At 61.6% G+C, this 24142-nt stretch carries 24 protein-coding genes; 12 read left to right on the top strand and 12 right to left on the bottom strand.

Annotated features, from left to right (window positions below):
- Positions 1 to 64: 64 nt before the first annotated feature.
- From gmhB to glyQ, 3 genes are read right to left on the bottom strand one after another with little or no spacing between them, the layout of a single operon-like run.
- Complete coding sequence (gene gmhB / locus AD670_RS00560; RefSeq protein ID WP_172681429.1) at positions 65 to 601, bottom strand: D-glycero-beta-D-manno-heptose 1,7-bisphosphate 7-phosphatase; 537 nt, start codon at positions 599 to 601, stop codon at positions 65 to 67.
- A 2-nt stretch (positions 602 to 603) separates the two neighbouring features.
- Positions 604 to 2658, bottom strand: coding sequence for a glycine--tRNA ligase subunit beta (glyS, locus tag AD670_RS00555; protein ID WP_053127426.1), 2055 nt, complete (start codon positions 2656 to 2658; stop codon positions 604 to 606).
- On the bottom strand, positions 2655 to 3608 hold the full coding sequence (gene glyQ, locus AD670_RS00550; protein WP_003213601.1) for a glycine--tRNA ligase subunit alpha: 954 nt from the start codon (positions 3606 to 3608) through the stop codon (positions 2655 to 2657). Before glyQ ends, glyS begins: the two co-directional genes overlap by 4 nt.
- 81 nt (positions 3609 to 3689) lie before the next feature.
- Between glyQ and AD670_RS00545 the strand changes: the two genes are divergently transcribed.
- Positions 3690 to 4247 (top strand): DNA-3-methyladenine glycosylase I, encoded by a 558-nt coding sequence (locus AD670_RS00545; protein WP_053127424.1) that lies wholly within the window; start codon positions 3690 to 3692, stop codon positions 4245 to 4247.
- Between the two features lie 40 nt (positions 4248 to 4287).
- Complete coding sequence (locus tag AD670_RS00540) at positions 4288 to 5175, top strand: lysophospholipid acyltransferase (protein WP_053127422.1); 888 nt, start codon at positions 4288 to 4290, stop codon at positions 5173 to 5175.
- A 124-nt stretch (positions 5176 to 5299) separates the two neighbouring features.
- On the opposite strand, the gene AD670_RS00535 is transcribed toward AD670_RS00540, so the two are convergent.
- The 5 genes from AD670_RS00535 to def form a co-directional block, all read right to left on the bottom strand.
- Positions 5300 to 5611 carry a lipopolysaccharide assembly protein LapB gene (locus tag AD670_RS00535; protein WP_053127420.1) on the bottom strand — a complete coding sequence of 104 codons (312 nt, stop codon included), beginning with the start codon at positions 5609 to 5611 and terminating at the stop codon, positions 5300 to 5302.
- A gap of 18 nt (positions 5612 to 5629) precedes the next feature.
- A complete protein-coding gene (gene trkA, locus AD670_RS00530; RefSeq protein WP_027608153.1) occupies positions 5630 to 7003 on the bottom strand; it encodes a Trk system potassium transporter TrkA in 1374 nt (457 codons plus the stop codon).
- Positions 7004 to 7025: 22 nt separating this feature from the next.
- A complete protein-coding gene (rsmB, locus tag AD670_RS00525; protein ID WP_053127418.1) occupies positions 7026 to 8336 on the bottom strand; it encodes a 16S rRNA (cytosine(967)-C(5))-methyltransferase RsmB in 1311 nt (436 codons plus the stop codon).
- The gene (fmt, locus tag AD670_RS00520) at positions 8333 to 9286 is read right to left on the bottom strand and encodes a methionyl-tRNA formyltransferase (RefSeq protein ID WP_053127416.1); all 954 of its coding nucleotides are present in this window, start codon (positions 9284 to 9286) and stop codon (positions 8333 to 8335) included. The genes rsmB and fmt overlap by 4 nt, the downstream gene beginning before the upstream one ends.
- A gap of 69 nt (positions 9287 to 9355) precedes the next feature.
- A complete protein-coding gene (gene def / locus AD670_RS00515) occupies positions 9356 to 9862 on the bottom strand; it encodes a peptide deformylase (protein ID WP_053127413.1) in 507 nt (168 codons plus the stop codon).
- A 135-nt stretch (positions 9863 to 9997) separates the two neighbouring features.
- On the opposite strand from def, the gene AD670_RS00510 reads away from it, so the two are divergent.
- From AD670_RS00510 to AD670_RS00500, 3 genes are all read left to right on the top strand, one after another.
- Complete coding sequence (locus AD670_RS00510; protein ID WP_053127411.1) at positions 9998 to 10771, top strand: hypothetical protein; 774 nt, start codon at positions 9998 to 10000, stop codon at positions 10769 to 10771.
- A gap of 63 nt (positions 10772 to 10834) precedes the next feature.
- A complete protein-coding gene (gene dprA / locus AD670_RS00505; protein WP_053127409.1) occupies positions 10835 to 11938 on the top strand; it encodes a DNA-processing protein DprA in 1104 nt (367 codons plus the stop codon).
- Between the two features lie 75 nt (positions 11939 to 12013).
- Positions 12014 to 12571 (top strand): L-threonylcarbamoyladenylate synthase, encoded by a 558-nt coding sequence (locus tag AD670_RS00500; RefSeq protein ID WP_053127407.1) that lies wholly within the window; start codon positions 12014 to 12016, stop codon positions 12569 to 12571.
- 58 nt (positions 12572 to 12629) lie between these two features.
- Here the strand turns inward: AD670_RS00500 and AD670_RS00495 are convergent, their stop codons facing one another.
- The gene (locus tag AD670_RS00495; protein WP_053127405.1) at positions 12630 to 13607 is read right to left on the bottom strand and encodes an NADPH:quinone reductase; all 978 of its coding nucleotides are present in this window, start codon (positions 13605 to 13607) and stop codon (positions 12630 to 12632) included.
- Positions 13608 to 13767: 160 nt separating this feature from the next.
- Between AD670_RS00495 and hemF the strand changes: the two genes are divergently transcribed.
- Together hemF and aroE are read left to right on the top strand one after the other, a co-directional pair.
- On the top strand, positions 13768 to 14700 hold the full coding sequence (gene hemF / locus AD670_RS00490; RefSeq protein ID WP_053127403.1) for an oxygen-dependent coproporphyrinogen oxidase: 933 nt from the start codon (positions 13768 to 13770) through the stop codon (positions 14698 to 14700).
- Entirely contained in the window at positions 14700 to 15518 is an 819-nt protein-coding gene (aroE, locus tag AD670_RS00485; RefSeq protein WP_053127400.1) for a shikimate dehydrogenase, read from the top strand. The genes hemF and aroE overlap by 1 nt, the downstream gene beginning before the upstream one ends.
- A 25-nt stretch (positions 15519 to 15543) precedes the next feature.
- Here aroE and AD670_RS00480 read toward each other — a convergent pair whose 3' ends face one another.
- From AD670_RS00480 to betC, 3 genes are all read right to left on the bottom strand, one after another.
- Positions 15544 to 17112 carry a SulP family inorganic anion transporter gene (locus AD670_RS00480; protein WP_053127399.1) on the bottom strand — a complete coding sequence of 523 codons (1569 nt, stop codon included), beginning with the start codon at positions 17110 to 17112 and terminating at the stop codon, positions 15544 to 15546.
- A gap of 159 nt (positions 17113 to 17271) precedes the next feature.
- Positions 17272 to 18186, bottom strand: coding sequence for a choline ABC transporter substrate-binding protein (choX, locus tag AD670_RS00475; RefSeq protein ID WP_053127397.1), 915 nt, complete (start codon positions 18184 to 18186; stop codon positions 17272 to 17274).
- Between the two features lie 15 nt (positions 18187 to 18201).
- Positions 18202 to 19716: a choline-sulfatase gene (gene betC / locus AD670_RS00470; protein WP_053127394.1), complete on the bottom strand. Its 1515-nt coding sequence runs from the start codon at positions 19714 to 19716 to the stop codon at positions 18202 to 18204.
- A 103-nt stretch (positions 19717 to 19819) separates the two neighbouring features.
- Between betC and AD670_RS00465 the strand changes: the two genes are divergently transcribed.
- From AD670_RS00465 to dgoD, 5 genes are all read left to right on the top strand, one after another.
- Entirely contained in the window at positions 19820 to 20770 is a 951-nt protein-coding gene (locus AD670_RS00465) for a LysR family transcriptional regulator (RefSeq protein WP_053127392.1), read from the top strand.
- A 31-nt stretch (positions 20771 to 20801) separates the two neighbouring features.
- Positions 20802 to 21128: a DOPA 4,5-dioxygenase family protein gene (locus tag AD670_RS00460; RefSeq protein ID WP_053127391.1), complete on the top strand. Its 327-nt coding sequence runs from the start codon at positions 20802 to 20804 to the stop codon at positions 21126 to 21128.
- A gap of 165 nt (positions 21129 to 21293) precedes the next feature.
- On the top strand, positions 21294 to 22259 hold the full coding sequence (locus AD670_RS00455; protein WP_053127389.1) for a 2-dehydro-3-deoxygalactonokinase: 966 nt from the start codon (positions 21294 to 21296) through the stop codon (positions 22257 to 22259).
- Position 22260: 1 nt separating this feature from the next.
- The gene (locus tag AD670_RS00450; RefSeq protein WP_053127387.1) at positions 22261 to 22881 is read left to right on the top strand and encodes a 2-dehydro-3-deoxy-6-phosphogalactonate aldolase; all 621 of its coding nucleotides are present in this window, start codon (positions 22261 to 22263) and stop codon (positions 22879 to 22881) included.
- Between the two features lie 47 nt (positions 22882 to 22928).
- Entirely contained in the window at positions 22929 to 24077 is a 1149-nt protein-coding gene (dgoD, locus tag AD670_RS00445; RefSeq protein WP_003170741.1) for a galactonate dehydratase, read from the top strand.
- Positions 24078 to 24142 lie beyond the last annotated feature (65 nt).

Raw genomic sequence — 24142 nt, 5'->3', positions numbered from 1 at the left:
GGGACAAGGCCCGCCTGTTAAAAGCGCACTCCCGAACAGTCCTTGGTCAGGAAGTCGAGGGCGGCTAGTTGTTGATAAGTTCTGCGGCAACCGCCGCCAGATCGTCAAAAATCAAGGTGCCTACCGGCAGGTTTTTCGCCTGGGTCTTTTCGCCTTTCCCGGTTTTTACCAAAACTGGCTGAGAGTCGACGGCTTTGGCCGCCTCCAGGTCACCGAGGCTGTCCCCGACGAACCATATCCCAGCCAAGGACACCTTGTAATGTTCTGCAATGGTTTTCAACATGCCAGGCTTGGGTTTGCGGCAATCGCAGCCCTCATCCGGCCCGTGAGGGCAGTACACCACCAGCCCCACGTCACCCCCCTGCTCCGCCACCAGCGTGCGCAAGCGCGCGTGCATGGCGTCCAGGGTAGCGATGTCGTAATAGCCGCGGGCGATACCGGACTGGTTGGTGGCGATGGCCACCGTCCAGCCGGCTTTGCTCAACTGCGCGATGGCCTCGATCGAACCGGGCAGTGGAATCCATTCCGCCACCGACTTGATGTAAGCGTCGGAGTCGTAGTTGATCACCCCGTCCCGATCGAGAATCAGCAGTTTCAACATGGTCAGCTCAGCGTCGAAATGTCAGCGATATTGACGAACAAGCCACGCAGACGCGCCAGCATGGCGTAGCGGTTTTTCCGCACGCCGGCATCTTCGGCATTGATCATCACCGCTTCGAAGAACGCATCCACCGGCTCACGCAAGGTCGCCAGGCGTGCCAGGGCTTCGGCGTAATTGCGTTCGGCGATCAGCGGCTTCACCGCGTTCTCTGCCTTGGCAATGGCCGAGTTCAGCGAGAACTCCTTGGCGTCGGCAAACAGGCCTGGGTCGACATCGGCGTTGCCCAGGCCTTCGGCCTTGCTCAGCAGGTTCGACACTCGCTTGTTCACGGCGGCCAGGGCATCGGCTTCCGGCAACTTACGGAACGCCTGTACGGCTTGTACGCGCTGATCGAAGTCCAGCGCCGAACCCGGTTGCAGGGCACGTACCGACAGGTAGACGGAAACGTCCACGCCTTCGTCTTCATAACGCGCACGCAGGCGGTCGAACACGAACTCCAGCACTTGCTCGGCCAGGCCGGCTTGCTTGACCTTGCCACCGAACTGGCCGACCGCGAACACCACGGCCTGGGTCAGGTCGAGGTCCAACTTCTTGTCGATCAGGATGCGCAGCACGCCCAGGGCCGCACGACGCAGGGCATACGGGTCTTTGCTACCGGTGGGCAGCATGCCGATACCGAAGATACCGACCAGGGTATCCAGCTTGTCGGCGATGGCCACGGCCGCACCGGTCAGGGTGGTCGGCAGTTCAGCACCGGCACCGCGCGGCATGTACTGCTCGTTCAGCGCCAGGGCGACATCGTTCGGCTCGCCATCGTTGAGGGCGTAGTAGTAACCGGCGACGCCTTGCATCTCCGGGAACTCGCCGACCATCTCGGTGGCCAGGTCGCACTTGGACAGCAAGCCTGCACGCGCGGCCCAGGCGGCATCACCGCCAATGCGTGGGGCAATGTAGGCCGCCAGCTTGGAAACACGCACGGCCTTGTCGTAGACGCTGCCGAGTTTTTCCTGGAACACCACGTTTTGCAGGCGCAGGTTGAAGTCTTCGAGCTTCTGCTTCTTGTCTTGCTTGAAGAAGAACTCGGCGTCAGTCAGGCGCGGGCGAACGACTTTCTCGTTACCGGCGATGATCTGCTGCGGGTCCTTGCTTTCGATGTTGGCCACGGTGATAAAGCGCGGCAGCAACTTACCGTCCACGTCCAGCAGGCAGAAATACTTCTGGTTGTCCTGCATGGTGGTGATCAGTGCTTCCTGCGGCACTTCGAGGAAACGTTCTTCGAACGAGCACACCAGCGGCACCGGCCATTCAACCAGCGCGGTGACTTCGTCGAGCAGGCTTGGCGGCACGATGGCGGTGCCTTCCTGCAGGCGGGCCAGTTCTTCGGTGCGCTTGCTGATCAGCTCGCGACGTTCGTTGGCATCGGCCAGCACGTAAGCAGCCCGCAGATCGGCGGCATAGTTAGCCGGCGATGTGATGCGTACGGCTTCTGGATGGTGGAAGCGATGACCACGGGAATCCCGGCCAGCCTTCTGGGCGAGGATGGTGCAGTCGATGACTTGGTCACCGAGCAGCATCACCAGCCACTGGGTCGGACGTACGAACTCTTCCTTGCGCGCGCCCCAGCGCATGCGCTTGGGGATCGGCAGGTCATTCAGGGAGTCTTCGACGATGGTCGGCAGCAGGCTGGCGGTCGGCTTGCCGGCGATGACCTGGCTGAAACGCAGTTTCGGGCCGCTCTGGTCGATCTCGCTCAGCTCGACGCCACACTTCTTGGCGAAGCCCAATGCGGCTTGGGTCGGGTTGCCTTCGGCGTCGAAAGCCGCCTGGCGTGGCGGGCCGTCGAGGTTGATGCTGCGGTCCGGCTGCTGGGTTTCCAGCGCGGTCAGCAACACAGCCAGGCGGCGCGGCGCGGCGTAGACTTTTTTCGCTTCAAACTTCAGGCCGGCGCTCTGCAGGCCTTTTTCGATCCCGGCCAGGAATGCATCGGCCAGGGTATTGAGTGCCTTGGGTGGCAGCTCTTCGGTGCCCAGTTCAACCAGGAAATCTTGAGCACTCATTGTGCAGCCTCCAGCTTAGCCAACACTTCATCACGCAGGTCCGGGGTGGCCATCGGGAAGCCCAGCTTGGCGCGAGCCAGCAGGTAGGCTTGGGCGACGGAACGTGCCAGGGTGCGTACACGCAGGATGTATTGCTGACGCGCGGTTACCGAGATGGCACGGCGGGCGTCCAGCAGGTTGAAGGTATGGGATGCCTTCAACACCATTTCATAGCTTGGCAACGGCAGCGGCTGGTCGAGTTCGATCAGGCGCTTGGCTTCGCTTTCATAGAAGTCGAACAGTTCGAACAGCTTCTCGACGTTGGCGTGTTCGAAGTTGTAGGTCGATTGCTCCACTTCGTTCTGATGGAACACATCGCCATAGGTCACTTTGCCGAACGGGCCGTCAGCCCACACCAGGTCGTAGACCGAATCCACGCCTTGCAGGTACATGGCCAGGCGTTCAAGACCGTAGGTGATCTCGCCGGTCACTGGGTAGCATTCGATGCCACCGGCTTGCTGGAAGTAAGTGAACTGCGTGACTTCCATGCCATTGAGCCAGACTTCCCAGCCCAGGCCCCAGGCGCCGAGGGTGGGCGACTCCCAGTTGTCTTCGACGAAACGGATGTCGTGCACCAGTGGGTCGAGGCCCACGTGCTTGAGCGAGCCCAGGTACAGTTCCTGGAAGTTGTCCGGGTTCGGCTTCAGCACGACCTGGAACTGATAGTAGTGCTGCAGACGGTTCGGGTTTTCGCCGTAGCGGCCGTCAGTCGGTCGACGACTGGGCTGCACGTAAGCGGCGTTCCAGGTTTCCGGACCGATGGCCCGCAGGAATGTAGCGGTGTGGAAAGTGCCGGCGCCTACTTCCATATCGTAGGGCTGAAGTACCACACAACCTTGCTCGGCCCAGTATTGCTGGAGGGCGAGGATCAAGTCTTGGAAGGTACGCACGGCTGGCGTAGGCTGGCTCACGAAATTCACCTGTTACTTGGGCTGCGATTTAAAGAGCGGGAGTATACCCGATTCGGCCGCGCCACCATCCCCTGGAGCCTTATGCCACGCTGCTTTTGGTGTTCTGAAGATCCGCTGTACATGGCTTATCACGATCAGGAGTGGGGAACGCCGCTGCGCGATGCGCAGGGTTTGTTCGAGTTGCTTTTGCTCGAAGGGTTCCAGGCGGGCCTGTCCTGGATCACCGTTCTACGCAAACGCGAGCATTATCGAAAGGTCTTGTTTGGTTTTGATGCCCTGCGTCTGGCACAGCTGACCGACGCTGAGATCGAAGCACTGATGCTCGATCCAGGCATTGTGCGTAACCGCCTCAAGCTCAACGCCACCCGGCGCAACGCTGCGGCCTGGCTGGCGCTGGAGGACCCGGTGGGGTTGCTTTGGTCGTTTGTCGGCGGCGTGCCCAAGGTCAACCATTTCAAGGACCGTAGCCAAGTCCCGGCGATCACGCCGGAGGCTGAAGCCATGAGCAAAGCACTCAAGAAAGCCGGCTTCACCTTTGTCGGCCCGACCATCTGTTACGCCTTCATGCAGGCCTCGGGCATGGTCATGGACCACACCCAGGACTGCGACCGTTACGCGGACTTGGCCAACGCCGGTTAGAATGGCGGCTTTGCGCACCACACACGATCAGGAGTGACCTGTGGAAAAGTTTAAAGGCGCCTTGCTGGTAGGCGCTCTTCGGTTGTTTGCCCTGCTGCCATGGCGCGCGGTGCAAGCCGTGGGTTCGGCCATCGGCTGGATCATGTGGAAAACCCCCAACCGCTCCCGTGAAACGGTGCGGATCAACCTCTCAAAATGCTTCCCGGACATGGACCCCGCCGCGCGCGAGCGCCTGGTCGGCCAGAGCCTGAAGGACATCGGCAAGTCCCTGACCGAAAGCGCCTGCGCCTGGATCTGGCCAGCCCAGCGCTCCATCGATCTGGTGCGTGAAGTCGAAGGCCTTGAGGTGCTGCACGAAGCCCTGGCCTCGGGCAAAGGTGTGGTCGGCATCACCAGCCACCTGGGCAATTGGGAGGTGTTGAACCACTTCTATTGCAGCCAGTGCAAACCGATCATTTTTTACCGCCCGCCCAAGCTCAAGGCGGTGGATGAGTTGCTGCGCAAGCAGCGCGTACAACTGGGTAACCGCGTGGCGGCGTCCACCAAGGAAGGCATCCTCAGTGTGATCAAGGAAGTGCGCAAAGGCGGCCAGGTGGGGATTCCTGCCGACCCGGAGCCGGCCGAGTCCGCAGGGATCTTCGTGCCGTTCTTCGCCACCCAGGCGCTCACCAGCAAGTTCGTGCCGAACATGCTCGCCGGCCACAAGGCGGTCGGTGTGTTCCTGCATGCCCTGCGGCTGCCGGACGGGTCGGGCTACAAAGTGATCCTGGAAGCGGCGCCGGAAGACATGTACAGCACCGACACCGCCACCTCCTGCGCGGCGATGAGCAAGGTGGTGGAGCGTTATGTCGGCGCCTACCCGAGCCAGTACATGTGGAGCATGAAGCGCTTCAAGAAACGCCCGCCGGGTGAAGAGCGGTGGTACTGATCCAGAGCCAATACAAAACCAAATGTGGGAGGGGGCTTGCTCCCGATAGCAGTGTGTCAGCCAATGCATATTTGACTGAACCACCGCTATCGGGAGCAAGTCCCCTCCCACATTTTCGATCTGCTTAGCTTTGGCGGTCGAGTTTCTTCAGGAACACCGTCATCTCTTTCTCGGCCTGCTTGTCGCCATGGGCCTGGGCCGCTTCAACGCCCTTCTCCCACGCCTGTCGCGCTGCGGGGTTATCACCCTGGCCCAACTGCGCCTTGCCCAACAACGTCCACGCCGCCGAATACTTCGGATCGAACTCGACGCACTTCTGCAAATGCTCCGCCGCCTTGGCGTAGTCCTTCAGGTCCAGATAACCCTTGCCCAGCCCAAAGCGCAGCAGTGAGTTATCCACACCCTTGGCGAGCATTTTTTCCAGGGATTCGAGCATGTCGGTCACTCCGGTTGATCAGAAAAAGCTCAATCCCACGTGGAACAACTTCTCCACATCGCGGATATGTTTCTTGTCCACCAGGAACAGGATCACATGATCCCCCGTGGCAATGACCGTGTCGTCGTGGGCGATGATCACTTCCTCATCACGAATGATTGCGCCAATGGTGGTGCCCGGTGGCAGGCCGATATCGCGGATGGCCTTGCCGATCACTTTGCTCGATTTCGAATCACCGTGGGCAATCGCCTCGATGGCCTCCGCCGCCCCCCGGCGCAGGGAGTGCACGCTGACAATATCGCCACGACGCACGTGGGCGAGCAAAGTGCCGATGGTGGCCAACTGTGGGCTGATGGCGATGTCGATATCGCCGCCCTGGATCAGGTCGACATAGGCCGGGTTGTTGATGATGGTCATGACCTTCTTCGCCCCCAACCGCTTGGCCAGCAGCGACGACATGATGTTGGCTTCGTCATCGTTGGTCAGGGCCAGGAAGATATCCGCGTCGGCGATGTTTTCTTCCATCAGCAGGTCGCGGTCCGAGGCACTGCCTTGCAGTACGACAGTGCTGTCCAGGGTGTCGGACAAATGCCGGCAGCGTGCCGGACTCATCTCGATGATCTTCACCTGGTAGCGACTCTCGATCGCTTCGGCCAGGCGCTCGCCAATCTGCCCGCCACCGGCGATAACGATGCGTTTGTAGCTCTCATCGAGCCGACGCATTTCACTCATGACTGCGCGAATATTCGCTTTGGCAGCGATAAAAAACACTTCGTCGTCGGCCTCGATCACCGTATCGCCCTGGGGCAGGATCGGCCGGTCACGCCGGAAAATAGCGGCGACGCGGGTTTCCACATTCGGCATGTGTTCACGCAGTTGACGCAGTTGCTGACCCACCAGCGGCCCACCGTAGTAGGCCTTCACGGCCACCAACTGCGCCTTGCCGCCAGCGAAGTCGATCACCTGCAAGGCGCCCGGAATTTCGATCAGGCGCTTGATGTAGTGGGTGACCACCTGCTCCGGGCTGATCAGCACGTCGACCGGGATTGCGTCGTTATCGAACAGACCGGCGCGGGTCAGGTAGGCGGCTTCACGCACCCGGGCGATCTTGGTCGGGGTGTGGAACAGGGTGTGGGCGACCTGGCAGGCGACCATATTGGTCTCGTCGCTGTTGGTGACGGCCACCAGCATGTCGGCGTCGTCCGCGCCGGCCTGGCGCAGCACCGTCGGGAAGGACGCGCGGCCTTGTACCGTACGAATATCCAGGCGGTCGCCGAGGTTGCGCAGGCGCTCGGCATCGGTGTCGACCACGGTGATGTCATTGGCTTCGCTGGCCAAATGTTCGGCCAGTGTGCCGCCAACCTGCCCTGCTCCAAGGATGATGATTTTCATCCGGTCACTCCCTTAAACCCGTTCAGCCGCGCGCGGCGGCGATCTTGATCAGTTTGGCGTAGTAGAAACCATCATGCCCGCCTTCCTGTGCAAGTAACTGGCGACCATGGGGCTGCTTAATACCGGCAGCCGTGGCGAGGTCCAGTTCCCGTGCGCCGCTGGTGCGGGCAAGGAACGCTTCGATCACCTCGGTGTTTTCGGTGGGCAAGGTGGAGCAGGTCGCGTAGAGCAGGATGCCGCCGACTTCGAGGGTCGGCCACATTGCATCGAGCAGTTCACCTTGCAGCACCGCCAGGGCGGCGATGTCGTCGGGTTGGCGGGTGAGCTTGATGTCCGGGTGACGGCGGATCACACCGGTGGCCGAACACGGCGCGTCGAGCAGGATGCGTTGGAACGGTTTGCCGTCCCACCAGGTGGCGGTGTCGCGGCCGTCGGCGGCGATCAGCTCGGCGCTGAGGCCCAGGCGCGCGAGGTTTTCCCGCACACGCACCAGGCGCTTGGCTTCCAGGTCGACAGCCACTACACCCGCGAGGTCCTTTTCAACTTCGAGGATGTGACAGGTCTTACCGCCCGGAGCACAGCAGGCGTCCAGCACGCGTTGGCCGGGAGCCAGGTCGAGCAGGTCGGCGGCCAGTTGCGCGGCTTCATCCTGCACACTGATCCACCCTTCGGCAAAGCCCGGCAGGCTGCGCACATCGGTGGCCGCTTCCAGCACAATGCCGTCGGTGCTGTACACGCATGGCGTGGCGTTGATGCCTGCGCTCGTCAGCAATTGCAGATACGCATCACGGCTGTGATGGCGACGGTTGACCCGCAGGATCATCGGCGGGTGCGCATTGTTGGCCGCGCAAATGGCTTCCCATTGCTCGGGCCAGAACGCCTTCAGGGATTTTTGCAGCCAGCGCGGGTGAGCGGTGCGCACCACCGGGTCATGTTCCAACTCGGCCAGCAGTGCTTCACTTTCGCGCTGGGCGCGGCGCAGTACGGCGTTGAGCAGGGCCTTGGCCCAGGGCTTTTTCAGCTTGTCGGCGCAACCGACGGTTTCACCGATGGCGGCGTGGGCCGGCACGCGGGTGTAGAGCAACTGATAGAGACCGACCAGCAGCAGCGCCTCGACATCAGCATCGGCCGCCTTGAACGGCTTTTGCAGCAGCTTGGCTGCCAGCGCCGACAGCCGTGGTTGCCAGCGGGCGGTGCCGAAGGCCAGGTCCTGGGTGAAACCGCGATCGCGGTCTTCGACCTTATCCAACTGGGTGGGCAGCGAACTGTTCAACGAAGCCTTGCCGTTGAGTACGGCGGCGAGAGCCTTGGCGGCGGCCAGACGTGGGTTCATTGGGCTGCCACCCCGAGGATCGTACCCAAGGAAAATTTCTCACGACGGCTGTTGAACAAATCGCTGAAATTAAGCGCCTTGCCACCGGGCAATTGCAGACGTGTCAGGCACAGCGCCTGTTCGCCGCAAGCGACCAGCAGGCCGTCCTTGCTGGCGCCGATGATTTCACCGGGTGCGCCTTTGCCGTCGGCCAGGGTTGCGGCCAATACCTTCAGGGCTTCGCCATTGAGAGTGCTGTGGCAGATCGGCCACGGGTTGAAGGCACGCACCAGGCGTTCCAGCTCCACCGCCGGGCGGCTCCAGTCGATGCGGGCTTCGTCCTTGTTCAGCTTGTGGGCGTAGGTGGCCAGGCTGTCGTCCTGCACTTCGCCTTCCAGGGTGCCTGCGGCGAGGCCGGCGATGGCCTGGATCACGGCGGGCGGGCCCATTTCGGCCAGACGATCATGCAGGCTGCCGCCAGTGTCTTCAGCCGTGATCGGGGTGGTGACTTTGAGCAGCATCGGACCGGTGTCCAGGCCCGCTTCCATGCGCATCACCGTCACCCCGCTTTCGCTGTCGCCTGCCTCCACGGCACGTTGGATCGGCGCCGCACCGCGCCAGCGTGGCAGCAATGAGGCGTGGCTGTTGATGCAACCCAGGCGTGGAATATCCAGCACGACCTGGGGCAGGATCAAACCGTAGGCCACCACCACCAGCAAGTCCGGTTGCAGCGCCGCCAGTTCAGCCTGGGCCTCGGCGTTGCGCAGGGTCGGCGGTTGCAGCACGGGGATGTCGTGCTCAAGCGCCAACTGCTTGACCGGGCTCGGCATCAGTTTTTGCCCGCGACCGGCCGGGCGATCCGGCTGGGTGTACACCGCGACGATGTCATAAGGGCTGGCAAGCAGGGCCCTGAGGTGTTCGGCGGCGAATTCGGGGGTGCCGGCAAAAACAATGCGCAATGGCTCGGTCATGGGAGGTCTCGGTTAAAAGCAGTCACAAAAGAAAAAGGCTTGCCGCAGCAAGCCTTTGGAAGGAGGGCATCAAGCTTGCTGGCGATGCTTTTTTTCCAGCTTCTTCTTGATCCGGTCGCGCTTGAGCGTGGACAGGTAATCGACAAACAGCTTGCCGTTGAGGTGGTCGCACTCGTGCTGGATACACACGGCCAACAGGCCTTCGGCGATCAGTTCGAACGGCTTGCCGTCGCGGTCAAGGGCCTTGATCTTCACGCGCAGCGGGCGCTCGACGTTTTCGTAGAACTCCGGCACCGACAGGCAGCCTTCCTGGTATTCGCCCATCTCGTCGGTCAGCGGTTCGAACTCGGGGTTGATGTACACCCGCGGTTCGCTGCGATCTTCCGACAGGTCCATGACCACGACGCGCTGATGCACGTTGACCTGGGTGGCGGCGAGGCCAATACCCGGGGCTTCATACATTGTTTCAAACATGTCATCGACCAACTGACGAACCTTGTCGTCCACTACGGCCACCGGTTTGGCGATCGTGCGCAGGCGCGAGTCGGGGAATTCGAGGATGTTCAAAATAGCCATAAGCGTAATTGCTGCACATGTGAGGTAGAGGCAAATCGGCGGTGGGATGGACCCACATGGCCGGTGTGAAACGCCCGAAAGCCGCGAAGGCTCTGGCATTTCACGCGAACGCACATAATAAAGGAGATTCACCCCATGAGGAAATCGCTACTCGTCTTGCTGCTGTGGGCCCCGTTCGCCCTGGCCGTGCTTCCACAGCCCGGCTCGCGCCTGGATCAAGCGACGCAACAGGCCATCCAGCGTTTTTTGTTACATAACCGTATTCTCGATAGCCCTCTGGACCTGGACAACGCGCCCTACATCGTCGCGGCAGATGCGGGGCGGGTGCTGGGTGCCAATGGCGAGCGCGTGCATGCCCGCGGTGTGCTGGATGCGTCCCCGCCCGCCTATGGGATCTTCCGCCGCGGCAAAGTCTACAACGACCCCGAGACCCAGGAGCTGCTGGGCGTCAACGCCGACGATATCGGTACCGCGCGCTTTGTGACGGCCGGAGACCTCACCACCCTGGCGGTGCAACGGGTCACCCAGGAAGTGCGCCCCGGCGACCGCTTACTGCGCACCGAACCGCCTGTGCAGTTGGTAAGACTGGCGCCGCCGCCCTCGCCCTTCATCCAAGGGCAAATCATCGATATACCCAAGGGCGTTACCCAGGTCGGCGTGTTGGACGCCGTCACCCTGAACAAGGGCCGGCGCGACGGCCTGGTCGAAGGCCAGTTGCTGGCCGTCATCAAAACCGGCACCGCCGTACGCGACATCCTCACCGGCGCCCAAGTGAAGCTTGCCGATGAGCGTGCCGGCACCCTGCTGGTGTTTCGCACCTACGAAAAGCTCAGTTACGGACTGGTACTCAGTGCCTCGCGGGCACTGGCGATAACGGACCGTTTCGAGACTGTCCCTCAAGCGCAATAAATAGCCTGCTAAATAAGTTACCAACAGAGTTATCCACAGCTTGTTCCGGTCAAGGATGATCAGATGTTTCCGATAAACAGCAGTGATGTTTCCCCTTCAGAACTGGAAGCCCGACTACGCTTGCACAGGCTGCCGGAAGTAGGCCCGAAGCGTTTTCGGTTATTGATCGAAGCGTTCGGCAGTGCGTCAAAAGCCATCAGTGCCCCTGCCAGTGCCTGGCGTTCCTTGGGGTTGCCGCCCATCAGCGCCGATGCCCGACGCAGCCATGAAATTCGTGATGGTGCCAGTGAGGCATTGGCTTGGCTGGGTCGCCCGGCCCAGCATTTGCTGATGTGGGACCAACCTGAGTACCCGGCGCTGCTCGCCCAGATCGATGATGCCCCGCCGCTTTTATTCGTCGCTGGAGACCCTGGGATCCTGGAAAAACCGCAGCTGGCGATGGTCGGCAGTCGGCGCGCGTCCCGTCCCGGCCTGGATACCGCCGCGGCGTTTTCGCGCAGTTTGGCGAGTGCCGGTTTTGTCATCACCAGCGGTCTTGCGCTAGGTATCGACGGTGCAGCGCATCAGGCGGCATTGGATGTGGGGGGGCATACCATTGGCGTACTCGGCACAGGCCTGGAAAATTTTTATCCACAGCGCCATCGGCAGCTTGCAGCGGCGATGATTGCCCAAGGCAGCGCCGTGGTTTCCGAGTTCGCGCTGGACGCCGCGCCCCAGGCGGGCAACTTTCCTCGGCGCAACCGCATCATCAGCGGTCTGTCCCTCGGTGTGCTGGTGGTGGAAGCGAGTGTGGCCAGTGGCTCGCTGATCACCGCCAAGCTCGCGGCCGAACAGGGCCGCGAGGTGTATGCGATCCCGGGCTCCATCCATCATCCCGGAGCCAAGGGCTGTCACCAACTGATCCGTGATGGCGCGATGCTGGTGGAAACCATCGAACATATCCTTGAAGGTTTGCGTGGCTGGCAGGCATTGTCGCGTCCGGCGCCGATGCCCGTCATCCATCCGTTGGTGGCGCTGTTGCACGCCGCGCCTCATACCAGTGAAGCCTTGGCGCTTGCCAGCGGACGGCCGTTATCCCAGGTGCTGGCGACCCTCACGGAGTTGGAGCTTGAAGGCCAAGTGATCTGCGAAAGCGGGCGCTGGCTTGCGCGCTGCCAGCTTTTATAGCGTCCCGCTGTTTGGAACTAGGTTTTGTAAAGAAGATCGGTAAACTGCCCAGAGCTTTAGTCCGGAGAGTAAACAATGGTCAACAGGTGGCGTGTGCTGGAAGCCGCACGAGAAATTCGCGCAGGCGCGGTGATTGCCTATCCAACCGAAGCGGTCTGGGGCCTGGGCTGCGATCCGTGGAACGAAGAGGCAGTTGATCGGCTGCTGGCGATCAAGAACCGTTCGGTGGACAAGGGCCTGATCCTGGTGGCAGACAATATTCGCCAGTTCGACTTTCTGTTCGAAGACTTCCCGGATACCTGGATCGAACGCATGGCCAGCACCTGGCCTGGGCCGAATACCTGGCTGGTGCCACATCAGGGTTTGTTGCCGGAATGGGTCACCGGTGTGCATGACACGGTGGCGGTGCGGGTAAGTGATCATCCTTTGGTGCGGGATTTGTGCTCGCTGGTGGGGCCGTTGATTTCCACCTCAGCCAACCCCCAGGGCCGGCCGGCGGCGCGCACGCGGATTCGTGTGGAGCAGTATTTCCGCGGGCAGGTGGATCTGGTTTTGGGTGGTGCCCTAGGGGGGCGCAAGAACCCGAGCCTGATTCGCGATTTGGCAACGGGTGAGGTCGTGCGGCCTTCCTGAGACCGCATCGCGCCTATCGGGGGCAAGTCGAATCGTTGCACCGCCCCCGAAGAGGCCCTCAAGGCAACAGAATTGTCGAGCCAGTGGTACGTCGCCCCGACAGCTCTGTCTGTGCCTTCGCCGCTTCCGCCAGCGAATACCGCTGGTTGATATCAATGCGCACCTTGCCGCTCTTGATCATCGAAAACAGATCGTCCGCCATCGCCTGCAGGTTCTGCGCATTGTTGGCGTAGGTCGCCAGGGTCGGCCGTGTCACGTACAGCGAGCCTTTCGCCGCGAGTATCCCCAGGTTCACTCCATCCACTGCACCGGAGGCGTTGCCAAAGCTCACCACCAGGCCACGCGGCGCCACGCTGTCCAGCGAAGTCAGCCATGTGTCTTTACCGACGCCGTCGTACACCACGGGCACCTTTTTCCCGTCGGTCAATTCCAGCACGCGCTGTGCGACGTTTTCCTTGCTGTAGTCGATCGTTTCCCAGGCGCCGAGGGATTTGGCCACGGCGGCTTTCTCTGCCGAGCTCACGGTACCGATCAATTTCACACCCAGGGCCTTGGCCCATTGGCAGGCCAGGGAGCCCACGCCACCGGCGGCGGCGTGGAACAGAATGGTTTCGCCGCCCTTCAATTCGTAGGTCTGGCGCAGCAAGTACTGCACGGTCAGGCCCTTGAGCATGGCGCCGGCGGCCTGTTCGAAGCTGATGTCGTCCGGCAGGTGCACCAGGTTGGCGGCGGGCAGTACGTGCAATTCGCTGTAGGCCCCCAGTGGGCCACTGCCGTAGGCCACGCGGTCGCCGACCTTGAATTGAGTGACTTCGCTGCCAACCGCGTCCACCACGCCGGCGCCCTCTGCCCCCAGGCCGGACGGTAAGGCAGGTGGAGCGTACAGACCACTGCGGAAATAGGTGTCGATGAAGTTCAGGCCAATCGCCTCGTTACGCACTCGAACCTGCTGCGGGCCCGGCTCTGCCGGGGTGTAGTCCACATATTCAAGTACTTCGGGGCCGCCATGGGCACTGAACTGGATACGTTTGGCCATCTGCACATCTCCTTGGGTCGAACTCGCGTAGCCCCCTATCGGACTCCTAAGCTTGATCTTCGTCAACTGTGGAGACACGGGGTGCAGTGGTATCCTGTGCGCCCATTTGCCGCCGACGCCCAATGGCCTCGCGTAGCTTTGCCCGATTCAAGGTGATGCCATGACTACCCGCACCGAGGCTGTAAAGGCCTACCTGCTTGACCTGCAAGACCGCATTTGCAGCGCCCTGGAAACCTTCGAGACGGACACTCGCTTTATCGAAGACGCCTGGACCCGGCCTGCCGGCGGTGGCGGTCGCACCCGTGTGATTGAAAATGGTTCGGTGATCGAAAAAGGCGGCGTTAACTTTTCCCACGTGTTCGGCAGTGGCCTCCCACCGTCAGCCAGTGCGCATCGCCCCGAGCTGGCCGGTCGCGGCTTTGAAGCCCTGGGCGTGTCGCTGGTGATTCATCCGCACAACCCACATGTGCCGACGTCCCACGCCAACGTGCGTTTTTTCATCGCCGAAAAAGAAGGCGAAGAGCCGGTCTGGTGGTTCGGTGGCGGCTTCGACCTCACGCCCTACTACGGCAACGAAGAAGACTGCATTCACTGGCACCGCGTGGCCGAGCAGGCCTGCGCGCCGTTTGGCCCGGACGTTTACTCGCGCTACAAGGCCTGGTGCGACACCTACTTCCACATCAAGCACCGCAATGAGCCCCGTGGCATCGGCGGCCTGTTTTTCGATGACTTGAACGAATGGGACTTCGACACCTGCTTCGCCTTCATCCGCGCCATCGGCGACGCCTACATCGACGCCTACCTGCCGATCGTGCAGCGCCGCAAAGCCAGCGCTTATACCGAACAACAACGCCAGTTCCAGGAATTCCGTCGCGGCCGCTACGTTGAATTCAACCTGGTCTACGACCGTGGCACCCTGTTCGGCCTGCAATCGGGCGGGCGTACGGAGTCGATCCTGATGTCGCTGCCGCCCCAAGTGCGCTGGAGCTACGACTGGAAAGCCGAGGCCGGCAGCGAAGAAGCGCGTCTCACCGACTACTTCCTGCAAGACCGCGACTGGCTGGGCGTCGCCGCGCCCAAGGCGGCTGTCTGATGGATCGTTATGTGGTGTTCGGCAACCCCATCGGCCACAGCAAGTCGCCGCTGATTCACCGTATGTTCGCCGAGCAGACCGGCGAGCAATTGGACTACAGCACCTTGCTCGCGCCCTTGGAGGATTTCACCGGCTGTGCCCGTGAGTTTTTTCAACAGGGCCGAGGCGCCAACGTCACCGTGCCGTTCAAGGAAGACGCCTACCGCCTGGCCAACAGCCTCACCGAACGCGCCCAGCGCGCCGGGGCGGTGAACACCTTGAGCAAACTGGCTGACGGCACATTGCTCGGCGACAACACCGACGGCGCCGGCCTGGTGCGTGACCTGACGGTAAATGCCGGCTTGAATCTGCAAGGCAAACGCATCCTGTTGCTGGGCGCGGGTGGCGCGGTGAGGGGCGCGTTGGAGCCGCTGCTGGCTGAACGGCCCGCTTCGTTGATCATCGCCAACCGCACCGTGGAAAAAGCCGAATTGCTCGCCGAGCTGTTCGACGACCTGGGACCGGTGTCCGCCAGTGGTTTCGACTGGCTGCGTGAGCCAGTGGACGTGATCATCAATGCCACGTCCGCCAGCCTGTCAGGGGATGTACCGCCGATTGCCGGCAGCCTGATCGAACCGGGCAAGACGTTTTGCTACGACATGATGTACGCCAAGGAACCGACTGCGTTCTGCCGTTGGGCCGCTGAACAAGGCGCTGCCGTGGCGATGGATGGCCTGGGCATGCTGGTGGAGCAAGCGGCCGAAGCGTTCTTCCTGTGGCGCGGTGTGCGCCCGGATTCGGCGCCGGTGTTGGCTGAACTGCGCCGCCAGTTGGCCTGACACTAAACAAAATGTGGGGGGGTATTCAGTCTTCGAAATGAATGGGGCAGTTGTCGGCCCCCTCGAGTTTTCTCAACTCCTCGACGACTTGCGGCCTGGCGCGGCGCAATGTCAGGCTACGCCCCAGCCCTCTTAAACGACGCGCCTCCTGGTGCAGCATCTCCACCCCGGAATAGTCGATAAAGTTGATCTGCTGTGCCTCGATCACCACCCGCTCACCCTGCAAGCTTTGCAGGCGTACTTGCAGGTAATGGCTGGCGCCAAAGAAGATCGACCCACCGACGCGCAACACATCTTCTTCCCCATCACGCCATTGCTGCACCCGTGGCTGTGACGTGCGCTTGAGGTAGAAAAACAACGACGCCAACACGCCTGCATAGATCGCTGTTTGCAACTCCAGCAGCAAGGTGGCGATGCAGGTCAGGCTCATCACCACGAACTCTGCGCGGCTCACGCGGAACAACGCACGAATACCCCGCCGATCCACCAGGCCCCAGGAAATCAGCAAGATGCTGGCGGCCATGCTCGGGATCGGAATATGCGCGATCAATGCGGCGCCAAACAGCGCAAATAAGGCCACCCATAACGCGGAAAACACCCCTGCCAGCGGCGAACAGGCGCCTGCTTCATAGCTGAGGCCGGAGCGGGTGAAGGACCCTGCCGACAGATACCCGGAGAAAAATCCGCCGACGATATTGGATAAACCCTGCGCGCGGACTTCCTGATTGGCATCGAGTAATTGCTGCGAGCGGGCCGACAGCGAACGGGCAATCGACAGGCTGGTCACCAGCCCCAGCATGCCCACCGCAACGGCGCTGGGCAGCAGGCGCAGGATCATGTCCAGATCCAGCGGCAACCGGCTGAACGGCGGCAGCTTGCCAATGAACGAACTGACCAGCGCCACATGCCCGAACATCGACGGCCATAGCCACGTTGCCAGGCTACCCAGGGTCAGTGCGATCAGTAGCGTTGGCCAGCGAGGCACGAGATATTTGAGCAAAGCACCCACCAGCAACGTCCCGAGCCCCAGGACAAGGGACGCGTGGTCCCACTCGCCAGCATGGTGGATCAGCGCCAGCAGGCTATTGATTGCGGTGGCCTGGCTCGGCAAATCCAGCCCCAACAGGTTCGGCAACTGCCCCAGGGCAATCACCACGGCGGCGCCCAAGGTGAAACCCAACACCACCGAATGGGAGACGAAGTTCACCAGTGCGCCAAAGCGCAGCATGCCCAGCAGCCACTGGAATACGCCGGCGAGGAAGGTGAGCAACAGGATCAAGGTGATGTAGTCCTGCGACCCCGGCACGGCCAACGGGCTCACGCTGGCATAGAGCACGATGGAAATCGCCGCCGTGGGGCCACAGATCAGGTGCCAGGATGAACCCCACAGGCACGCGATCAGCACCGGGATGATGGCGGCGTACAGACCGTACTCCGGTGGAAGACCGGCGATCAGCGCGTAGGCAATCGATTGGGGCAGCGCGAGCACGGCGCCGCTGAGGCCGACCAGCGCGTCCCGGCCCACAGTGGCTCGGGTTTGACGCGGGAGCCAGCTGAGGAAGGGGAAGAGTGTATGGCGGTTGGGCCGGGGCATTTATAACTCGGCTGAAAAGGTTTGACTCAGGGTATCAGTACACACTGGTCCTTGTGGGAGGGGGCTTGCTCCCGATATAGGTGGACCCGTCTAAATCTCTCTGACTGGCACTCCGCTATCGGGAGCAAGCCCCCTCCCACATTGGAATAGCGCAAGGTCCTAGAGTTTGGCCTTTACTGCCGGCAACGCGTCCTTGCCATCCACGGTTTTCACACCGTCCAACCATTTATCCAGCACCGCCGGGTTCGCCTTGATCCACGCCTTCGCCGCTTCGGCATTGCTGACCTTTTTATTGACCACCTCAGCCATGATGCTGTTCTCCATCTCCTGGGTAAAACTCAGGTTGGTCAGCAGTTTGCCTACGTTGGGGCAGGCCTGTGCATAACCCTTGCGGGTCAAGGTATACACGCTGCCGGTGTCACCGAAGTATTTCTCGCCGCCTTTGAGGTAGTGCATTTTCAACTGCACGTTCATCGGGTGTGGTGTCCAGCCGAGGAAGGTCACGAACTTCTGCTTCTTCACCGCCCGTGAGACTTCCGCCAGCATCGCCTGTTCACTCGACTCGATCAGCTTCCACTGGCCGAGGTCGAAGTCATTCTTCTTGATGATCTCCTGCAGCGAGATATTCGCCGGCGCGCCCGAGCCGATGCCGTAGATCTTCTTGTCGAACTTGTCGGCAAATTTGTTCAAGTCGGCAAAGTCATGCACCCCGGCATCCCAGACATAATCCGGCACGGCGAGGGTGAACTCGGTGCCGTCGAGGTTCTTCGCCAGTTGCACCACATCGCCGTTGGCCACGAACTTGTCGTAGAAGCCCTGCTGCGCCGGCATCCAATTACCCAGGAACACATCCACCTGGCCGTCCTTGAGCCCGCCAAAGGTAATCGGCACCGCCAGGGTGTCGACCTTGGCCTTGTAGCCCATGCCGTTCAGCAGAAAACCGGTAATGGCATTGGTGGCGGCGATATCGCTCCAGCCTGGGTCGGCCATCTTTACCGTGTCACAGCTGGTGTCCGCATACGCATTGGCGCTACTCAGCACTAACATGCCCACTACCGCAGTTAACTTTTGCATGGCCTTCCCTCAGTGTTATTGGTTTTGGCAGGGTTGTGGATAACGTGCCTTGCGCTCCAGGTCGTCGAGGTCGATATGGTTGCGCATGTATTGCTGACTGGCGTCCACCAGTGGCTGGTGATCCCAGCTCTTCAGCTTGCCTTCGGTCAGCGCCTCGAACACCAGGCGACGACGGCGTTGGCTGGCGAGCACCTGCTGGTGGATCGCCGGGATGTCCCATTTGGCCCGCGCTTCATTCAAAAACGCCTCGAACAGTGGCCGGTGTTCCGGTGACTGGCTGAGATCTTCCCGCTCGTGCGGGTCGTTGTGCACATCGAACAGTAGACAAGGGTCGTCTTCGCTGTAGATGAATTTGTACGCGCCCCGGCGAATCATCATCAATGGGCTGATGGTGCCTTCGGCCATGTATTCGCCAAAGACTTCGTCATGCCCGCCCTGCCCCTGCAAGTGCGGGACCAGCGAGCGACCGTCCAGTGGCAGGCGCGGGTCCAGCTCGCCGCCGGCCAGTTCCACCAGGGTGGGCAGCAGGTCGGCGGTGGACACGGCCTGGGTCACGCGGCCCGGCGCAAATTGTCCCGGCGCGATGACCAGCAGCGGCACGCGGGCGGCCATTTCAAACCAGTGCATTTTGTACCAGAGGCCGCGCTCACCGAGCATGTCGCCGTGGTCGCCGGAGAAAACGATGATGGTGTCGTCGGCCAGGCCGGTGTCTTCCAGGGTTTGCAGCAGCTTGCCGACATTGCTGTCGATGTAGCTGCACGCGCCGAAGTAGGCGCGGCGGGCGTCGCGAATTTTATCCACAGGCAGCGGCTTGTCCCACAGGTCATAGACCTTGAGCAGACGCTGGGAATGCGGGTCGAGATCTGCCTGGTTCGGCGTTGCAGGCAAAGGGATGTCGTTGTCGTCGTACAGGTCCCAGAACGGCTTGGGAATGGTGTACGGGTCGTGGGGATGGGTCATCGACACGGTCAGGCAGAACGGCTGGTCGCCGTCTTCGCGGATGTGGTCGAACAGATACTGCTGGGCCTTGAACACCACCTCTTCGTCGAAATCCAGCTGGTTGGTGCGCACACACGGGCCGGCTTGCAGCACCGAGGACATGTTGTGGTACCAGGTGGGGCGTACGTCCGGCTCATCCCAGTTGACTGCCCAGCCATAGTCGGCGGGGTAGATGTCACTGGTCAGGCGTTCTTCATAGCCGTGCAGTTGGTCCGGGCCGCAGAAGTGCATCTTGCCCGACAGCGCGGTGCGATAACCGAGGCGCCGCAGGTAGTGGGCATAGGTCGGCACATCGGCGGGGAAATCTGCCGCGTTGTCGTAGGCGCCGATTTTGCTCGGCAGTTGGCCGCTGACCAGGGTGAAGCGTGAGGGTGCACACAGCGGGCTGTTGCAATAGGCCGCGTCGAACACCACGCCCTGTTCGGCGAGGCGGCTCAAATTCGGCAGCTTGATCGGGGAAGGTCCGTAGAACGGCAGCATCGGCGCGGCCATTTGATCGGCCATGATGAAAAGAATGTTCTTGCGCTTCATGGGGCTTCGGCATTCCATAGGCGGTGTTTATGCGAATGAGCATGCGGCCCATGGAAAATGGGGTAAAGCCCATGAAAAGCAATGTCTAGGATAAGCACAGCTTATGTATGAAACCCTCGGCGATGTATCCCTCGATTTGCTGCGCGCGTTCGAAGCCGCCGCCCGCCATCGCAGCTTTACCGCTGCGGCGATGGAGCTGGGCACCACTCAGCCGGCCATCAGCCAGCAGATCAAGCGCCTGGAAGAACAGTTGGCGATCCGCCTGTTTGATCGTATCTATCGCGGGATCGAGCTGACCGACGCCGGGGCCTTGCTGTTCGAACATGTGCAGAGCGGTTTGCAAGCCATTAACCACGGCTTGAGCGTGATCACCCAGCAGGACCAGCATGAAGTGTTGCAAGTGGCCACCGACTTCGCCTTCGCCGCCTACTGGCTGATGCCGCGCTTGCATCGCTTCCACGCCGCCAACCCCCAGGTGGACGTGAGCCTGGTGACCAGCGAGCGCAACCACGCGACACTGCGCAGCGACATCGACGTGGCAGTGCTGTTTGGCGATGGCCGTTTCAAGCAGGGCGACAGCCTGTGGTTGTTCAACGAGGAAGTGTTCCCGGTGTGCAGCCCGCAATGGCTCAAGGACCAGGCGAAGCCATTGACTGTGCAAACCTTGCACGACTGTCCGTTGCTGCACCTGCGCCAGGAAAACAACAGCCAGTGGTTCGACTGGAGCGGCGTGTTTCGCGAGCTGGGTATCACTGCCGCGCCCACCCCTGGCCAACTGCGCTTTGACAACTACACCCTGCTGATCCAGGCGGCGATTGCCGGCCAGGGTGTGGCGATTGGCTGGCGCCATTTGGTGGATAACCTGCTGGAACAGAACTGGCTGTGCCGGCCGATCAGCGACACCGTGATCTCGCGCTTCGGCTATTACGTGGTGCAGCCCCAGCGCAAGCGGCGGGGGCAGTTGGTCGAGCGTTTCGTCGACTGGCTGGTGGCGGAACAGGCCAGCAGCGCGCAGTCGCTGACCGGGCTGGCCCTGCCGTCGATTGCGGTCTAGGATTTGGCGCACATTGGATCCGGAGTCCGTCATGCAACGTATCAAGGGCTACCACGCCCACGTCTACTTTGACGCCAGCACCATCGACCAGGCGCGGGCCTTTTGCGAGGACGGTGCGAAGCTGTTCCCGCTGCGCATGGGGCGTGTGCATGAACGCCCCGTCGGCCCGCACCCGGACTGGAGCTGCCAGCTGGCATTCGACCCCGAATACATCGGGGTGGTGCTCCCGTGGCTGGCCCTGCATCGCAATGGGTTGGTGGTGTTCCTGCATCCTGAAACCGGCGATGACCTGAAAGATCACACCGACTATGCGATCTGGATGGGTGCGATGCGCGAACTGGACCTGTCTGCTTTTTAACCACCCTGTCTTAACCGCAATCCCAACTTCCCTAAAAGGTTGTAGGACTTTGCGTGTCAATCTCCCAATATATGGGACTGTTATTTATATATTGAGATATTGTCTGCTGTAGGTTTATATTCGCCCATCTGCTTTTTTCAGCACCCACTCATTTCAGGTGAAGCGATGCAGGCGCAATTGATCGCGCTCGATTGGGGGACCAGCTCCCTTCGTGCTTACAAACTCGGCCCCGCAGGCGTCGTGCTGGAACAGCGCTCGCTGGCGTCGGGCATCATGCATTTGCCCTCTGAGCCCCGGGACATCGCCGGTGCGCACTGCAGCGATGGCTTCGAGTTGGCATTTGATGCGGCATGCGGCGACTGGCTCGAGGCCCAACCCCATCTTCCAGTGATCGCCTGCGGCATGGTCGGCAGCGCCCAGGGCTGGAGCGAGGCCGCATATCGCAATACGCCGGTCGACGTCGCCAGCCTGGGCCAGGCGTTGCACACGGTGCGCAGCTTGCGCGGCGTCGATGTGCATATCGTGCCCGGCGTGATCGAGCAGGTCGGTTTGCCCAATGTGATGCGCGGTGAAGAAACCCAGGTGCTGGGTGTGCTGCAAAGCCTGTCGGCCAGTGGTGAATTGTTGATCGGCCTACCCGGAAGCCATTCCAAATGGGTCGAGGTGGTGGAAGGTTGCATCACCCACTTCGATACCTTCATGACCGGTGAACTGTTCGCGGTGCTGAGTAAGCACAGCCTGCTGGGGCGTACGCAGAAGGTATCCGCGCAGTTCCAGGCCGAGGCTTTTGATCGCGGCGTTCAAGTGGCGCTGTCGAAAGAGGGTCAGCGCGGCGTGCTGTCGACCTTGTTTAGTGCGCGCACCCTTGGCCTGACCGCCGAACTCACCCCTGAGCAGCAGCCCGATTACTTATCCGGCCTGCTGATCGGCCATGAACTGGCCGGCTTGCCAGCCAGTGCACGGCACATCCCCATCATCCTGGTAGGCGCCGGCCCGCTTTGCGTGCGCTACCAACGCGCCCTCGCCCTCTGCGGTTTCGCCCACGTCAGCCTGGCGCAGGAAGCGACCGAGCGCGGCCTGTGGCAACTGGCAGTGGCCGCCGGGCTCACTCAACCTGCAACGGAGGCCTGACATGCTCAAGCAAGCACTCGCACAAAACGGTTTGATCGCGATCCTGCGTGGCGTGCGCCCGGACGAAGCCCAGGCGGTCGGCCAGGTGCTGTACGACGCCGGGTTTCGCGTGATCGAAGTCCCGCTCAATTCGCCGGACCCTTACACCAGCATCCGCACCCTGCGCGACAGCCTGCCCGCCGATTGCCTGATCGGCGCCGGTACGGTGTTGACGCCTGCGCAGGTCGAGCAAGTGAAAGCCGCCGGTGGCCAAGTGATCGTCATGCCCCATAGCGATGCCAAGGTCTTGCGCGCCGCCAAAGCCGCTGGCCTGTACCTGTCGCCGGGGGTGGCCACACCCACCGAAGCGTTCGCCGCGCTGGACGAAGGCGCCGACGTGTTGAAGCTGTTCCCGGCCGAGCAAATGGGCCCTTCTGTGATCAAGGCGTGGCTGGCGGTATTGCCGGCAGGCACGTTGCTGCTGCCGGTGGGCGGCATTACCCCGGACAACATGCAGGTGTTTATCGACGCCGGCGCCAAGGGGTTCGGGCTGGGTTCCGGGTTGTTCAAACCGGGTATGACAGTGGATCAGGTAGCGAGCCGCGCCCAGGCTTATGTCGCCGCCTGGAAAGCCCTGAGCTGAGATCAAGTTCCGCGCCCCTGGCGCTGCATCTATAAGAGAGATAACAGATGAAAATCACCAAACTGACGACCTTTATCGTCCCGCCGCGCTGGTGCTTCCTCAAGGTCGAGACCGACCAGGGCGTGACCGGCTGGGGTGAGCCCGTGGTCGAAGGCCGCGCTCACACCGTGGCCGCTGCCGTCGAGGAACTGTCCGATTACCTGATCGGCAAGGACCCACGCAATATCGAAGATATCTGGACCGTGCTCTACCGCGGCGGCTTCTACCGTGGCGGCGCCGTGCACATGAGCGCCCTCGCCGGCATCGACCAGGCGTTGTGGGACATCAAGGGCAAGGCCCTGGGCGTTTCCGTCAGCGACCTGTTGGGTGGTCAGGTACGCGACAAGATTCGCGTGTACTCATGGATCGGTGGCGACCGTCCTGCCGACACCGCTCGCGCCGCCAAAGAGGCCGTGGCCCGTGGTTTTACTGCGGTGAAAATGAACGGCACCGAAGAGTTGCAGTTCGTCGACAGCTTCGAAAAAGTCGATCTGGCCCTGGCCAACGTCGCGGCCGTGCGTGATGCGGTGGGCCCTAACGTCGGCATCGGCGTCGACTTCCATGGCCGGGTGCACAAACCCATGGCCAAGGTGCTGATGAAAGAGCTGGACCCGTACAAACTGATGTTTATCGAAGAGCCGGTGCTCAGCGAGAACTACGAGGCCCTCAAGGAACTGGCGCCGCTGACCAGCACCCCGATTGCCCTGGGCGAGCGCCTGTTCTCGCGCTGGGACTTCAAGCGCGTGCTCAGCGAAGGCTACGTCGACATCATCCAGCCGGACGCTTCCCACGCGGGCGGTATCACCGAAACCCGCAAGATCGCCAACATGGCCGAAGCCTACGACGTGGCCCTGGCCCTGCACTGCCCGCTGGGCCCGATTGCGTTGGCGGCGTGCCTGCAACTGGATGCGGTTTGCTACAACGCGTTTATCCAGGAGCAAAGCCTGGGCATTCACTACAACGAGAGCAATGACCTGCTCGACTATGTGCGCGACCCGGGCGTATTCGACTATGACCAGGGCTTTGTGAAGATCCCCAACGGGCCAGGCCTGGGCATCGAGATCAACGAGGAATACGTGATCGAACGCGCAGCCATCGGTCACCGCTGGCGCAACCCGATCTGGCGCCATGCTGATGGCAGCTTTGCCGAGTGGTGATGTCTGCCTGAAAGAACACGGTCAAACATGTGGGAGAGGCTTGCTTCTTCCCACATGTTGATCCG

The sequence above is a fragment of the Pseudomonas sp. MIACH genome (genome assembly GCF_001269925.1).
Classification (GTDB): Bacteria; Pseudomonadota; Gammaproteobacteria; order Pseudomonadales; family Pseudomonadaceae; genus Aquipseudomonas.
This window is presented reverse-complemented; position numbering and strand designations above follow the sequence as displayed.